Origin of the sequence: Chryseobacterium sp. MDT2-18, from assembly GCF_030815285.1 — a bacterium.
GTDB classification, from domain to species: domain Bacteria; phylum Bacteroidota; class Bacteroidia; order Flavobacteriales; family Weeksellaceae; genus Kaistella; species Kaistella salivictor.
In genome coordinates, this window is sequence record NZ_JAUSWQ010000009.1 from 45870 (window position 1) to 60045 (window position 14176).

Annotated in this window: 15 protein-coding genes; 5 read left to right on the forward strand and 10 right to left on the reverse strand. The window is 38.4% G+C overall.

All coding sequences use genetic code 11. The annotated features are described in order from the left end of the window. Positions 1-25: 25 nt before the first annotated feature. The 3 genes from QF004_RS10085 to QF004_RS10095 all read left to right on the forward strand — a co-directional run bounded on the left by QF004_RS10085 (position 26) and on the right by QF004_RS10095 (position 3953). Positions 26-1036, forward strand: coding sequence for an NAD-dependent epimerase/dehydratase family protein (locus QF004_RS10085; RefSeq protein WP_307425808.1), 1011 nt, complete (start codon positions 26-28; stop codon positions 1034-1036). Next, entirely contained in the window at positions 1033-2796 is a 1764-nt protein-coding gene (locus QF004_RS10090) for a long-chain fatty acid--CoA ligase (RefSeq protein ID WP_307425811.1), read from the forward strand. Before QF004_RS10085 ends, QF004_RS10090 begins: the two co-directional genes overlap by 4 nt. Positions 2797-2900: 104 nt before the next feature. Beyond that, positions 2901-3953, forward strand: coding sequence for a diphosphomevalonate/mevalonate 3,5-bisphosphate decarboxylase family protein (locus tag QF004_RS10095; protein WP_307425814.1), 1053 nt, complete (start codon positions 2901-2903; stop codon positions 3951-3953). Between the two features lie 15 nt (positions 3954-3968). Here QF004_RS10095 and QF004_RS10100 read toward each other — a convergent pair whose 3' ends face one another. The 10 genes from QF004_RS10100 to QF004_RS10145 form a co-directional block, all read right to left on the reverse strand. Beyond that, a complete protein-coding gene (locus tag QF004_RS10100) occupies positions 3969-4166 on the reverse strand; it encodes a hypothetical protein (protein WP_133438672.1) in 198 nt (65 codons plus the stop codon). Positions 4167-4177: 11 nt separating this feature from the next. After that, a complete protein-coding gene (locus QF004_RS10105; RefSeq protein WP_307425817.1) occupies positions 4178-4774 on the reverse strand; it encodes a MarC family protein in 597 nt (198 codons plus the stop codon). A gap of 43 nt (positions 4775-4817) precedes the next feature. Continuing rightward, the gene (locus QF004_RS10110; RefSeq protein WP_307425821.1) at positions 4818-6554 is read right to left on the reverse strand and encodes a BatD family protein; all 1737 of its coding nucleotides are present in this window, start codon (positions 6552-6554) and stop codon (positions 4818-4820) included. Further along, a complete protein-coding gene (locus QF004_RS10115; protein ID WP_133438669.1) occupies positions 6554-7297 on the reverse strand; it encodes a tetratricopeptide repeat protein in 744 nt (247 codons plus the stop codon). Before QF004_RS10115 ends, QF004_RS10110 begins: the two co-directional genes overlap by 1 nt. Before the next feature lie 88 nt (positions 7298-7385). Beyond that, positions 7386-8393: a VWA domain-containing protein gene (locus QF004_RS10120; RefSeq protein ID WP_307425826.1), complete on the reverse strand. Its 1008-nt coding sequence runs from the start codon at positions 8391-8393 to the stop codon at positions 7386-7388. Positions 8394-8495: 102 nt separating this feature from the next. Beyond that, positions 8496-8720 (reverse strand): hypothetical protein, encoded by a 225-nt coding sequence (locus tag QF004_RS10125; protein ID WP_307425828.1) that lies wholly within the window; start codon positions 8718-8720, stop codon positions 8496-8498. A gap of 7 nt (positions 8721-8727) precedes the next feature. Next, positions 8728-9735, reverse strand: coding sequence for a VWA domain-containing protein (locus QF004_RS10130; RefSeq protein ID WP_373456899.1), 1008 nt, complete (start codon positions 9733-9735; stop codon positions 8728-8730). Positions 9736-9737: 2 nt separating this feature from the next. Then, on the reverse strand, positions 9738-10634 hold the full coding sequence (locus QF004_RS10135) for a BatD family protein (protein ID WP_307425831.1): 897 nt from the start codon (positions 10632-10634) through the stop codon (positions 9738-9740). A gap of 3 nt (positions 10635-10637) precedes the next feature. Beyond that, entirely contained in the window at positions 10638-11501 is an 864-nt protein-coding gene (locus tag QF004_RS10140; protein ID WP_133438665.1) for a DUF58 domain-containing protein, read from the reverse strand. Between the two features lie 87 nt (positions 11502-11588). Beyond that, positions 11589-12593, reverse strand: coding sequence for a MoxR family ATPase (locus QF004_RS10145; protein WP_133438664.1), 1005 nt, complete (start codon positions 12591-12593; stop codon positions 11589-11591). 289 nt (positions 12594-12882) lie between these two features. On the opposite strand from QF004_RS10145, the gene QF004_RS10150 reads away from it, so the two are divergent. Together QF004_RS10150 and rlmB are read left to right on the forward strand one after the other, a co-directional pair. Next, complete coding sequence (locus tag QF004_RS10150; protein ID WP_307425835.1) at positions 12883-13353, forward strand: DinB family protein; 471 nt, start codon at positions 12883-12885, stop codon at positions 13351-13353. Positions 13354-13422: 69 nt separating this feature from the next. Beyond that, positions 13423-14160 carry a 23S rRNA (guanosine(2251)-2'-O)-methyltransferase RlmB gene (rlmB, locus tag QF004_RS10155; protein WP_133438662.1) on the forward strand — a complete coding sequence of 246 codons (738 nt, stop codon included), beginning with the start codon at positions 13423-13425 and terminating at the stop codon, positions 14158-14160. The last annotated feature ends 16 nt before the right edge of the window (positions 14161-14176 follow it).

Consider the following 14176-nt stretch of genomic DNA (forward strand, 5'->3'; position numbering starts at 1 on the left):
TGTCTATAAATCTCTCCTCTACATTATGGTATTAGTCACAGGCGCGACGGGAATTCTCGGCAGAGTGATCGTTTTGGATTTGCTGAAACGCGGTAAATCGGTTCGGGCAACCAAAAGAACTTCCAGTAATATACGGGAAGTCCGCGAGTCTTACCGGTTTTATACCGGCGAACCCGACGCATTTTTTAATAAAATCGAATGGATTGATGTCGATTTTCAAGATTTAGAATCTCTGAAAAATGCACTGAATCAAGTAACGGAAGTTTATCATTGTGCTGCTCATGTGAGTTTTCATCCTGATCACCGGCTTAAGATGTACCAAACCAATATTGAGGGAACCAGACAACTTCTTTTTGCGTGTGAAAATTCATCGGTTCAGAAATTCTGTTTTGTAAGTTCGACTGCGGTTTTGGATGGAGTTAATGAAAATGGAGAAACCACGGAAGATTCCAATTATAATCCAAAAATTAATCATTCACCTTATGCCAAATCCAAGCATTTTTCTGAAATGGAAGTCTGGCGGGCATCAGCGGAAGGACTTCAAACCGTCATCATCAATCCGGGCGTAATTATCGGCAGTGGAAACTGGCATTCGAGCAGCGGTGAAATGTTTGAAACTTTTGAGAAATATCCTTATGCAATGAGCGGAAGTACTACGTATGTCGATGTAAGGGATGTTAGCAAAATCGCCATTTCATTAATGGAAAACAATATTTTCGGAGAACGGTATATCGTTATTTCAGAAACAAAAAAAATACTGGAGGTTGCCAATTTTGTTCGTGAAAAGTTAGGAAAATCAAAAGCGAAGGTTATTTCAAATGGAATTTTGAAGACGGGTTACGTCTTGAATGTATTATTCGGATGGCTGTTTCCCAAACTCAGAATGATGAGCAAAGTAAATCTGGAGACGGTAACTTCACACCACATCGTTTCTAACGAAAAAATCAGAAAAAAACTTGACTATCAATTTATTCCGGTTTTTGAAAGTCTTGATTTTCACTTAAAAAATTATATATCAGATAAAAAAGAATTATGAATGTTGCAGAGTTTCTAAACATAAATACCGCAAAGTTTCCGACGAAACCGGCAATTGGCTTTAAGAAAAAAGAAAAGTGGACAGAAATCTCCTGGTCGGATTTTAGAAGACTGGTTTTTAAAACCGCAAATGCACTTCGTGAAGCTGGGATTTCTGAGCACGACAAAGTTGCCATTTATTCCGATAACTCAGCAGAATGGATTGTTACCGATTTGGCAATTCTGTCATTAGGAGCCGTAACTGTTCCCATTTATTCTACCAATAACGAGCAGCAGGCAGAATATATCCTCAATGAATCTGAATGTAAAATGATCCTGGTCGGGAATCAGGAACAGTATGATGCGGCATATTCTATTTTAAACAGAAACCAGATTTTGACCCAAATACTTGTTTCGAAAAAAGCAATCTGGATCAAAAAAGAAAAGAGCCGATATCTCGAAGATTTTATTAAGAACTCCGAAGAAACTTTTGACATAGTTCCGGTAGAAGATGACGGTCTGGCTACCATTATTTATACTTCAGGAACCACCGGTGTTCCGAAAGGAGTGATGTTGACCCACGGAAATTTCCATAAATCTGTAGAAGCACATTTTGATTTTTTTAAATTTAAAAACTTCGGGAAGGAAACTTCACTGGCTTTTTTACCGTTGACACATATTTTCGAAAGAAGCTGGACTTTACTCGCACTCTGCGGTGGTGCGAAAGTGTATTTTCTGGAGAATACCAAACTTATAGCAAGCGCTTTAGCCGAGGTTAAGCCTACGATAATGTGCGCTGTTCCCAGATTTTATCAGAAAATTTACGCCGGCGTTCATGAAATGGTAAATGAAAGTTCTGATTCTAAAAAGAAAATTTTCAATTGGGCAATCAAAATCGGGACTGAAGTGGCAGAACTGAGACGTTTAGATAAAAACGTTCCTTTTTTATTAAAGATGAAGAATAAAATTGCGGGCGTAATGGTCTTCAATAAAATCAAGAAAAAAATGGGCGGAAAACTTTGGTTTATGCCTTGTGGTGGTGCGTCCGTTTCGGCTGAAGTGACCCGGTTTTTTGAAGCTTTGGGAATTCATATCACAGTGGGTTACGGTTTGACGGAAACTACAGCGACTTTAACAGCTTTCCCTTTCCATCATTTTGAACATGGCTCGGCAGGAGTTCCATTTGGCGATACCGAAATTAAAATTGGCGATAACGATGAGATTCTGGCCAAAGGAAGTGGGATTATGAAAGGCTATTATAAAAAGCCAAAAGAAACTGCTGAAGTTTTTACGGCGGATGGTTGGTTCAAAACCGGTGATGCCGGGAAATTTGACGAGAAGGGAAATCTTTTTATCACCGACCGAATTAAAGATTTAATGAAAACATCGAACGGAAAGTATATCACTCCGCAACCGATGGAAAATATGTTCTCCAATAACAATTATATCAATCAGGCGATGATTGTGGCAGAAGGGAAACCCTATGTAACAGCCTTGATTATTCCAAATTTTGAAGCGCTGCAGGAACAGATTTCAAAAATGAATATCCCGTTTACCTCTTGGGAGGAAATCGTAAATATCGAGACCGTTAAAGAGTTTTATCGGGAAAAAATAGAAGAAATTCAGAAAGGACTTTCGGGTTTTGAAAAGGTGAAAAAATTCGTGTTGATGTCTTCTGAATTTGAAATAGGAAGTGGTGAAATAACGCCGACTCTGAAAGTGAAACGGAACGTCGTCTTAGAGAAATATGCAGTTCTTGTAGATAAAATGTATCATTCTTAAAGACGAATTTCCCGTCGATCTTTTGAAAGAAGTTCGTGAAAGTCATGACGTGATGGCAGTAAATATTTTAATGGTAAAAAAGCAGCGAAGCTGCGATAGACAATATGGAAAATTTTTTTGGTTCAAATGATTATACAGTTTCAAATAAAAAGGTTTCGGAATCGTGCCCTTCAAATATTGCCCTGATTAAATATTGGGGGAAATATGAAAATCAGATTCCTGCAAATCCCAGTATCAGTTATACTTTAAATTTATGTAAAACAAATACGGAGATAGAATTTGTTGCCGGTGATACGTTTTCTGTTCAGACTTTTCTAGCCGGAAATGAAGAATCAAAATTTGCCGAAAAAATTGAAAAATATTTTAAAAATATTGAAGAATATTTGCCATGGATTTTGAAAGGGAAATACATCATCAGAACTGAAAATACGTTCCCGCACAGCTCCGGAATTGCAAGTTCGGCGTCTGGTTTTGGGGCAATTGCTAAATGTTTGATGGAGCTGGATGAGCAGTTTTCGGGAAAAGTTGATCAGGATTTTAAACTCAGAAAAGCAAGTTTCCTGGCAAGATTAGGAAGCGGAAGTGCGTGCAGAAGTTTGTACGACGGATTGGTCGTTTGGGGAGAAACAAAAGAAGTTTCCGGAAGTTCAGATTTATTTGCAGTTCGTTATCCGAATGAGGAAATTCATGAAGTTTTCAGAAATTTCAACGACTGGGTTTTACTCATTCACGAAGGTGAGAAATCAGTCAGTTCTACGGTTGGTCACGGTTTGATGAACACGAATCCTTATGCCGAAAGAAGATTTCAGGAGGCGCATGAGAATTTCGCCACATTGAAAACAATCTTGAAAAATGGAGATATGGCCGCTTTCATTAAAATGGTGGAGCATGAAGCCTTAACTTTGCATGCGATGATGATGATGAGCGAACCTGCGTTCATTTTAATGAAGAGCGGAACGTTGGCCGTAATTAATAAAATCTGGCAGTTCCGAAAAGAAACCAGTCTTCCTTTATTCTTTACTTTAGATGCCGGTGCAAATGTTCATTTGCTTTTCCCGGCTAATATAGATGAAGACAAAATTCAGGAATTCATCATCAGAGAATTGATACAACATACCCAAAATAATGGGGTTGTAAAAGATGTGATGCGGTTTTAAAAAGAAGGAGAAAATTTATTTCTTCGCAGCAGCAAGTCTGCTCATCGTATGTAATACAAAAACAATTATTACCCCTAAAATTCCGGCTGACATCGAAAAGATGAACTTAGCATTTTCTTCATGCCAAAATCCGAGACCCCATTCGATAACATACAGATTGATACCGATAAATACGATGAAAAGTGCCAAGAATATTTTATAGAACAGTTGCATTTTTTTAAATATTAAAATTTAACATACGTTGAAAAAAGTTGGGCGAAGTTTGCCGTAAACAGCTTGATTGAAATGGCAAGAAGAATAATTCCGAACACTTTCTGTAGAACCTGAAGTGTTCCGTCCCCTAATTTTTGCTCCAACCAGTTCGCTGATTTCAGCACCAAATATACGAAAATTGTATTGATTATAATACCGATAATGATATTGATGTCATGGTATTCTGCCCGTAAAGAAAGGGTAGTCGTCAAGGTACCGGCGCCCGCTATCAACGGAAAAGCGATAGGTACGATCGAGGCTGATTTTGATTCTGTATTCTTCTGGATTTCAATGCCAAGGATCATTTCTAATGCGATTACAAAAATTACTATAGCACCTGCAATCGCAAATGAATTTACATCAACACCGATGAGTTTTAGAATTTTGTTCCCGATAAAAAGAAACGCAATCATCAGAATTCCTGCCACAATAGCAGCACGTTCAGCCTCAATTTTGCCAAACTTCTTTTTTAAGCCGACGATAATGGGAACCGACCCGATAATATCGATGACCGCAAAAAGAATCATTGAGGCAGTAAGGGTTTCTTTTAATGAGAAAAATTCTAGCATTGGTGAAGATTATTAATTTCGCAAAAATATGAAAAATAAATCATTATTTGCTAATTTCTGAATATAAGGTACAAATCGAGTTGTAGAGCTCATCCATCTGCTCATCGGAATGAAATGGCGCGAATTTTTCAATCTGAATTCGCTCCGAAAGGACTCTGTACTGTTCCGAAATTTGCTGACCTTTAGTTTGTTCCAAAATAGCCCGGAAATCTGAATCGGTGTTTGCAAAATAAGATTCTTTCGTCTCTCTGTTCAATTCACTGTAGGCCGAAAAGAAATTGATAAAATCTTTATTGTCTTTTAAAATTTTTAAATATTCTATACTTTCTTCGAAGTGGTTGCTGAGGTTTTTTCTGATGAGTTCTTCCGTTTCAGCAATGGTTGTAACTGGACTGGAGATGAGTTGCGGTCTTAATTTCCTCTTTTCTCTTTTTCGCAAAACAATGAGAAATAAGGAAATGAAAGTTGTCAGCAGTGCTAAATTTCCGAAAACAATTTTCCAGTCGATTGTGCTTTTATCTTTTACTTTAAAGTTTTGGGTTTGCAAAACCGGAGTGTTTACAGTTTCTAAAACAGTATTCGTATAATCATTTACTTTTTCTAAAGTTGTTTTTTCTTCAGCAATCTGAGCGGGTGTTTTTACATCGATCACCAATTCTTTAGAACCTACATCTAAGTATTTTTTGGTATCAGGATCAAAGTACGAGAAATCTTCAAACGTGATCGCTACTGGACCTGATTTTTTTGGAACCACAATATATTCAGCACTTACAAACCCTGAAAGTCCATTCTTTTTCGCAGCCGTTTCCGAGGTGATTTTAGGAGGAAAATAAGCATAGTCAGCAGAATTCAGAATTTTGGGTAAATGCAGACTTCCCAGATTTCCTGAACCGGTCACTTTCAAAATAATATGTAAAGGTTTATCGATCTCCGGAATCTCGTCATTGCGGAGATGAAATAAATCAACCGTAAACTGACCGACTGCATTTTTAAAATGTCCGGGCATTCCTGCGGGTAGTTTCTTTACATTCAGCTGTACTTTATTTGATGAAATTCTTTTGTCTTTTGACGCATTGGTAAACGAAGCAGAAATCGGATTAATCTCTACTGTCCCTGACTCAGACGGGAAAATTATAAAAACCCCGATAACCTGAGAAGCCATTCCGGCATTGGATTCAATCTCGGATTTTGCAAAACTTACTGCTTTTATATTCGCATTGGGCTGGTCAGGAAAATGAATTTTCCCCAGTTTTCTGAAATTGTCATAGTCACGGCTGTAAGCGCGTAAAACGGCGATCGTGGGTTCGTTTTTATAAACTACTTTGTCCTGAACTTCCAAATTCAGATACATATTGCTCCTGTCTGCATTATCGGCGACAGAACTTGTCTTTTCGCTGTCTTTTACGAAAATGTCGAAAGGTTCGGTTTTGTAAATTTTGCCGTTGACGGTAACTAATGCAGAACCAATTTTTACTTTACCGGTTTGTTTTGGTGCAAGAACGCACTGATAAACCAGCTGATTGATTGCATCTCCTTTTTTGGCATCCAGGATGATGGTATTCCGTTCAGATGCAGTTCCGATAATATCAAACTTCGAAAGATCCGGCATTTGAAGCGGCGTTTGCTGCTCCATGTTTTCACCGCTGATTTCCAGAAGAACAGTTAGGGTAAACCGCTGATTTAACTTTTGATCTTTTACCTCAGATATCGCCAAAGTGACCTGGCCATAAGTGAATACGGCAGAAAATAGTAGAAATATGTAGGAAAGTTTTTTTTTCATCACCAATCCTTTTCATTGCTTTCCGGCATCGAATAAGAGTTTTTGTTAAGAATTTTCTTCGCGGTTTCCCGTTCTTTATTTCCAACCCGGTTCAGTAGCGCATCCTGCAGGTCTTTGGGCATTTTGTCAGAATTACTGTTTTTGTTTTCGTTGGGATCTTTTCCTTCGCCCGCTCCTTTGTTTTGTTGTCCGGTTCCGGCTTCTTTCTGAGGTTGATTTCCTTTGTCCTGCCCTTTATTTTTATCTTTGTTTTGGTCGCCGTCACCGCCACCACCGGAATTGTCTTTTTGTTTTTTCTGCTGCTCTTTTTCCTTTTCTTTCAGCATGGCAATTCCGTAATTCTTACGAATGGTTTCATTGTAAGGATCTTGCTTTAAAGCCTGTTTGTAAAGTTCGGCGGCTTTTTTGGAATCTTCAGTCTGCATATAAGTGTTGCCCAGATTATAAAGCGCAGCACTTTTGTCCGGCAGAGTGGCAGAAAGTTTCTCTGCTTTTTCGAATTCCGCTTTGGCCTCCTCGTACATTTTTCTTTTATAGAGAGAATTGCCCAAATTGTAGTGAGCCATAAACTCTTTATCGTTGAGTTGTACAGCTTCCATATATTTCGAAGAAGAAGATTCGTAGTTTTCTTTGTCGAATTGCTTGTTGCCTTTGAAGACTAATGTCTTGTAATTTTCCTGAGCAGAAAAAACAGAACAGCCAAACAGTACAAGAAACGTTGAAAAAAGTAAATTCAGATTCATCACTGCAAAATTATTCCTTTATTTGTTAAAGTCTATGGATCAAATTGTTAAATTTCGGTTAAATTCGGCTGAATGTGCTGGTTTTGAATCAAATATTGAAGTCGCGTTTAGGATTTGCCAGAAAAATAATCAGAAATAAAAGAATTGAAGCTGCCAGAAAATATTGATAATAATGAATTGCATTATTGGATTTCACCATTGTTTCGGAAGAAGCTGCGCTTTTACGCAACCCATCAATGATTTGAGTAGTTGCATTTTCGAGGTTATTTCCGTCCACATAGGTTCCGTTCGTTTGGTTTGCCATATTTTTTAAGGCCAGCGTTTCTCTTTTAGAAATCACAGTTTGTCCCGCTCTGTCGGTTTTGTAACCCATCAACTGACCGAACACATACTCTGGTATCGGTGCGCCTTCTTCGGAACCGATTCCTACAGTGATCACAGAGATCCCTTCTTTGGAAGCTAATTTTGCCGCTGGTTTTTCATTGCTTTCATTGTCTTCGCCATCACTTAGCAGAACGGTCCGGCGTGCACCTTTCGGAATGTTTCTGAACTTGTCTGCAACCGTTTGCATTGCTTTTAAAAAGTCTGTTCCCTGTGTTTTCACGATATTGGTTTCTACGCCGCCCAGATAGGTTTCTACTGCCGTGAAATCTGTAGTTAAAGGCATTATCGAAGTTGCGTCACCGGCGAAAACAACGATTCCCACTTTGTCGTTTTTCATTTTTTCCATCGTGTTGATGATGATGTTTTTCGCTTCGTCTAAACGGTTGGGCGCAACATCCTGAGCATTCATCGAATTAGAAACATCGAGCAGGAAAATAACGTTGTTCATTTTTTGTTTGCTCTTTACTTCTTCCGAACCGCTCAGCAGATCTACGATTGCTAATACTAAAAATAATGTCGCCAATAAATAAAGAACCGGTAGCAGTTTTGTAAAACCTGAATTTTTTTCAAATAATTCTTCCTGAAATCTTGCTTCGGCAAAGATTTTCTTCCGCTGGTTTTTCCATTTGATATAGGCAATCATGATGATTCCCAGCAGCGGCAAAAGCAGCAACAGTATTAAATAGAGGTTATTTCCTAAAGTCCAGTTCATATTTTGTTTTTGGAATGTTGAAACGGTCTGATTTTTATTAAATGCTCAGCAGTGACAAAATTTTTATTTTTATTTTTTCTTAATGCAACAATTAATTTCCTTTCATTGAAGGACTTTTAAATAATTTTTTCTCCAAATATTATTATTAAATGCTTTTGTTTTGTATTCCTTTTTGCGGTTTCCTTTGAAAAACAAACTGCCTGAAGTTCTAGCCCCGGTGGGAACGGCATCCCCAAAAGCGGTGGCATTGCTGCTGCTTGGGATAGAGTGGACAGCGGGACCACTCTCGGGATAAGCGAAAATCTTGTTGGTCCTAAAAATACTCATTTCTTTTCTAACTTAAAAATTTATAGAAAACCCAGCGCAACAGCGCGTCAACCAACAAAACGGCTAAGGCAATCCATAGAAAGTTTCGGAAGTATTCTTGGTAATTATAGAGTTTGGTGGTTTTCAGTTCTGACTTTTCCAGTTTGTTTATTTCGTTGTACACTTCTTCTAAACTTTGGTTGGAAGAGGCACGGAAGTACTTTCCACCGGTTGTTTGCGCAATTTCCCGAAGAACGGGTTCGTCGATTTGAACTTCGGCTTCGGTGAAAATCAAATCGCCAAAAAGATCCTGTTGGGTCGGCATCAAAGCATAACCGTTGGTTCCGATTCCGATGGAATAGACTTTTATCCCGTTGCTGCGTGCCAATTCGGCGGCGACTTGCGGCGGCATTGCATTTTCCACATTGCTGACACCGTCCGTCATCAGAATGATTATTTTCGATTTTGCTTTGCTGTTTTTCAAATGGGCGACTGCTACAGAAAGTCCTTCACCGATTGCGGTTCCCGGTGTCAGTTCTGAAGTGCTGAGATGATCCAGCTCATCGATCACCACGGCGTGATCAGAAGTCACGGGTACTTTGGTAAATGCTTCGCCGGCGTAAGTTACCAAGCCGATTCTGTCGCCAGGCCGGCTGTTGACGAATTTTTTGGCAATGCTTTGAAGCGCAGTCAAACGGTCGGGTTCTAAATCTTTCGCCAGCATACTCAGGGAAACATCCACTGAAAGCATGATGTCGATTCCTTTGCTGTCATCCTGATCCTGCGAAATGGTAAATGTACGCGGTCTTGCCATCGCAATGATTAGGCAGGAAAGAATGAGGTATTTTGAGATTTTCAGCAGGAACAGAACGAAGTGAATCGATTTGTTTTCCTGCATATTTTGAGTAGAAGGAACAGTGATTCCGGAGCGTTTTTTATTGCGTAAGTCGCGGATAATCAGTGGGATGAAAGTCACAAACAGCAATAAGAACCACGGGCTGTATAATTCGAAATTTAAAAAATCCAGTGTCATCATTTTTATACTCCAGTTCTTAGTTGTTCGGCTTCCAAATCCTTGGAAGACCTTTTTACGAAAGCTTTCATCTGATCGAAATCGTCCTGCATATTTTGTTGATCAGGGAAAACTTTTGCGAATTTCACGAGATCTCCTCTCAAGAAAATGTCTTCTATTGTTTTCTCATTTTCTTGAGAAATGGTGTTGTTTAATTTGATGACATCTATTAAATCGTCGGTCAGCAAAACATCGGCAGGGATTTTATATTGTTTGGTGATGAAATTTCTTGTGATATCTATTAATTCGACATAAAACAATCTGTAGTTTCCGTCTTCGATATAATTTTTCTTTTTCAACTTATCTAATTCTCTCAGTGTTTGGTTGGTCATCACGACCGGATCAGATTTTTTTCGTCTGCCATATTTAATGAGTTGATAAATAATGAAAATTAACGCCAATATAATAAATACTCCTAAAATATACCATTTGTACATTTGCCAGTAATCCTGCACGCCGAGATCGACCTCTTTGTTTTTCATGATATCATTGATCTGATCGCCTTTTTGAGCAGTATTAATGACTTCAACATCGTAAGGAATTGTTTTTAGAAGTTTACCATTTATTCTGAAATCGAGGGCCGGAACGGTGAATTTCCCTTCATCATAAACGGCAAATTCAATGACACGGTCATAGGTGTCAACCTGCTTATTAATGCTGTCTTTTATTTCTTCAAAATGAAAAGGGAGCAGTTCATTTTTCGGAGCAGACAAAACATTTTTGGCCTGCAGATTAGAAATATGAATGTGCAAAATCCCAGGTTCGCCTAGAGCCAAAGTGGTTTTGTCGAGTTTGGAACTTAGGGTTTGTGAAGATGCGAATGCACTAATCAGTAAAAAAAGGATGAGGTATGTTCTTTTCAAAACTTATTTTTTTCTAAAATATTGATATAAAAATTTAGAATAATCTTCGCCGGTATTCATATTGATAAATCCTGCGGAAGAACTTTCAAAATCTTCGGTTACGTTTCTTACTTTTTGTTTTTGGTGTTCCGCAAAATCATAGCGCCATCTTGCATTGGAAGTATTTGCCCAAATCTGTTTTCCGGTTTCTGCATCTTTAAAAAGGGCATATCCGACATCGGGGATTTCGTTGTCTTTCTCATCATAAACTCTCAAACCTAATAATTGATGTTTTCGCGAGGCAACTCTCAACATTTTCAAATCATAAGAATCCTCAAAATCAGAGAACATGAAAATTAGTGATTTTTTTTTGAAAACGCTCATCATGTATTCAAGAGCTTTGTCAATTTTGGCTTCTGCCGGAATATATTCTGCGGATAAGATATTGCTGATAATCGCCAAAATATGTTTTCGTCCTTTTTGTGGCGGAATCACTTTATACACTTTATCGGCAAATAAAATCAAACCCACTTTGTCATTATTTCCGGCGGCAGAAAATCCTAAACTTGCGGCGATTTCAGCGACGAATTCCCTTTTCAACTGAGTTTGTGTGCCGTAATTCATGGAGGCAGAAATATCGACTAAAAGCATTAAGGTTAATTCCCGCTCTTCTTCCATCACTTTTACAAACGGTTCTCGGAAACGGGCGGTTTTATTCCAGTCGATTCTTCGGATTTCGTCACCAAACTGGTAAGGACGGACTTCTGAAAAAGTCATTCCCTGACCTTTGAAAGCACTGTGGTATTGACCCATCAAAGTTGCTTCGGACTTTTTTTTGGTCCGGATTTCAATTTGTTTTACTTTTTTTATGATGTCTTTGATTTCCATACAAATGAATCAATATAATAATTGATCAATGTAACACTTACCCTAAATTATTAAGTAAACAGTTACACTGATTTGTTGTTGCCCTAGTTAAGGCGCTTGAATTTTACCCAGGATTTTTTCTATAATTTCATCAGCGGTAATTTCTTCGGCTTCGGCTTCAAAACTCAATCCGATACGGTGACGAAGAACGTCTTTTGCTATTTCTTTCACATCTTCCGGAATTACGAAAGCGCGGTTTTTCAAGAAAGCCATCGCCCGTGCTGCAATTGACAAATTGATGGAAGCTCTCGGCGAGGCACCGAAACTGATATAGCTTTTTAAGTCAGAAAGTCCGTATTGATCTGGGAAACGGGTCGCAAAAACCATATCCAGAATATATTTTTCAATTTTCTCATCCAGATAAATCTGATTGATTAATTTCTTGGCTTCGGTTACATTTTCTAAGGTAATGACCGGGCGGATTTCCGGGGAATGTCCACTGGCAATCATTTTCATGATTGTTCTCTCGTCTTCAAAATTCGGATAAGTAATGGTGCATTTCAGCATAAAACGGTCGCTTTGCGCCTCCGGCAAAAGATAAGTTCCTTCCTGATCAATCGGGTTTTGGGTGGCCAAAACGAGAAAGGGTTTTGGGAGTGGCATTGTTTCATCGCCGATGGTTACCTGCTTTTCCTGCATCGCTTCCAAGAGCGCCGACTGAACTTTTGAAGGAGCACGGTTGATCTCATCTGCCAAAACAAAGTTGGCGAAAATTGGTCCTTTTTTTATAGAAAAATCATTGTCTTTAATACTGTAAATCATTGTTCCCACTACATCTGCAGGTAATAGATCAGGAGTAAACTGTATGCGGGAAAAAGCGCCGTGCACGGCATCTGCCAACGTCTTTATCGCTAAAGTTTTTGCCAAACCGGGAACACCTTCCAACAGAACGTGACCATTTCCCAGAAGACCGATTAATAAACGGTCTACCATATATTCCTGTCCGATAATTGCTTTGTTGATTTCCTGTTTTAAAAGAGTGAAAAAGTAATTCTGTTCTCTTACTTTTTCGGTTAGCTGTCTGATATCTTCAGCTTGGTTGAGTTCTGACATAGTGTTTGTAGAATTTAAAGTGTAAATTTCCAATAAATACGCAGACCAGTCAACACAATTAATGCCAACTGTGCGTTAAAGTTTGTTAAACATGAGAATGTGAAATTTCACTCGCAAAAGAGAGGCTGTTTTATAGTAAGGAAGAAATGGCAAACAGCTACAGTTCAAAATGGATTTTTAATTCTTTGTTTTCCAAGGAAGAACCCTGAATGTCTATTCATGAAACTCGACGAAATTCTTGTCATTTTCAGTTAATTAACCTATTTTTGGCCATTAAAATAATCGCAAAATGAATTATCATTTTCAGGCACACCGTCAAGTTCGCCGAAATCTTTTAGGAATCCTGCAAAATACCTCTAATAAAGATTTGTTGCTGATTCCTGATGGTTTCAACAATAATATTTATTGGAACATCGCACACACGGTGGCGACGCAGCAATTATTGCATTATTATCTGAGCGGGAATCCTTTTCGGATTGATAAATACTGGATAGAAACCTACAAAAAAGGCACCCTTCCTAATTTGGATGTGAAGCAGTCAGAAATTGATGATCTGGCTTATCTGCTGACGGAAACTTCCAAAGTTTTAATGAAAGATTATGATGATGATTTTTTTCCCGATTATACTTCTTATACGACCAGTTTTGGGTTGGATTTAAAGAATATTCAGGACGCTATTATTTTCAACAATATGCACGAAAGCTTGCATCTGGGATATGCGATGGCTCAAAAGAGAGCGATTCTGGGTGAGCAGTTTTAAAATAAAACGGTTCCGATTTCAAGGAAAGGAACGCAAAGAAAACCTTGAATTTTAACTTTTAAAGAACTTATGAAAGAAGATTTTATATTTGGGTTACGCCCAGTAATTGAAGCAATTGAAGCCGGAAAAACCGTTGATAAAGTATTTTTGCAGAATGCTTTGCAGGGAGATATTTATTATGAACTGAAAAATCTTTTGGCGAAACACAAAATCAGACCGAATTATGTTCCGATTGAAAAACTGAATCGCTTTACCAGAAAGAATCATCAAGGTGTTGTTGCTTTTATTTCAGATGTTCCTTTTCATTCGATTGAAAATATATTGCCCGAAATTTTTGAATCCGGAAAAACGCCGTTTCTTTTAATTTTAGATCGGTTAACGGATGTTAGAAATTTTGGAGCAATCTGCAGAACCGCAGAATGCGCAGGAGTTGACGCTGTGATTATTCCGGAAAAAGGAGGAGCGCCAATGAATTCAGATGCGATTAAAACTTCTGCCGGCGCGATGTATAATATTAAAATCTGTAAAGAAAAAAATTTAAGTCATACCGTTGATTTCCTTCAGCAATCCGGCGTTCAGGTTTTTTCTGCGACAGAAAAAGCACAGAAATTATACTACGATGTGGATTTTACCCAGCCGTGTGCCATCGTTATGGGAAATGAAGAAACCGGAATTTCTAAAGAGGTTCTGCATCATTCCGATGAAAAAATAAAACTTCCGATGGAAGGTAAAACCCAGTCTTTGAATGTCTCTGTAGCCTGTGGGGCTATTCTTTATGAGGCGACCCGCCAGCGAATGAAAATGTAATCTTGCTTTGAGTTGG

Coding starts and splice junctions, on each gene's coding strand:
- QF004_RS10085 (WP_307425808.1), top strand. CDS start 26: ATGGTATTAGTCACAGGCGCGACGGGAATTCTCGGCAGAGTGATCGTT.
- QF004_RS10090 (WP_307425811.1), top strand. CDS start 1,033: ATGAATGTTGCAGAGTTTCTAAACATAAATACCGCAAAGTTTCCGACG.
- QF004_RS10095 (WP_307425814.1), top strand. CDS start 2,901: ATGGAAAATTTTTTTGGTTCAAATGATTATACAGTTTCAAATAAAAAG.
- QF004_RS10100 (WP_133438672.1), bottom strand. CDS start 4,166: ATGCAACTGTTCTATAAAATATTCTTGGCACTTTTCATCGTATTTATC.
- QF004_RS10105 (WP_307425817.1), bottom strand. CDS start 4,774: ATGCTAGAATTTTTCTCATTAAAAGAAACCCTTACTGCCTCAATGATT.
- QF004_RS10110 (WP_307425821.1), bottom strand. CDS start 6,554: ATGAAAAAAAAACTTTCCTACATATTTCTACTATTTTCTGCCGTATTC.
- QF004_RS10115 (WP_133438669.1), bottom strand. CDS start 7,297: ATGAATCTGAATTTACTTTTTTCAACGTTTCTTGTACTGTTTGGCTGT.
- QF004_RS10120 (WP_307425826.1), bottom strand. CDS start 8,393: ATGAACTGGACTTTAGGAAATAACCTCTATTTAATACTGTTGCTGCTT.
- QF004_RS10125 (WP_307425828.1), bottom strand. CDS start 8,720: ATGAGTATTTTTAGGACCAACAAGATTTTCGCTTATCCCGAGAGTGGT.
- QF004_RS10130 (WP_373456899.1), bottom strand. CDS start 9,735: ATGATGACACTGGATTTTTTAAATTTCGAATTATACAGCCCGTGGTTC.
- QF004_RS10140 (WP_133438665.1), bottom strand. CDS start 11,501: ATGGAAATCAAAGACATCATAAAAAAAGTAAAACAAATTGAAATCCGG.
- QF004_RS10145 (WP_133438664.1), bottom strand. CDS start 12,593: ATGTCAGAACTCAACCAAGCTGAAGATATCAGACAGCTAACCGAAAAA.
- QF004_RS10150 (WP_307425835.1), top strand. CDS start 12,883: ATGAATTATCATTTTCAGGCACACCGTCAAGTTCGCCGAAATCTTTTA.
- rlmB (WP_133438662.1), top strand. CDS start 13,423: ATGAAAGAAGATTTTATATTTGGGTTACGCCCAGTAATTGAAGCAATT.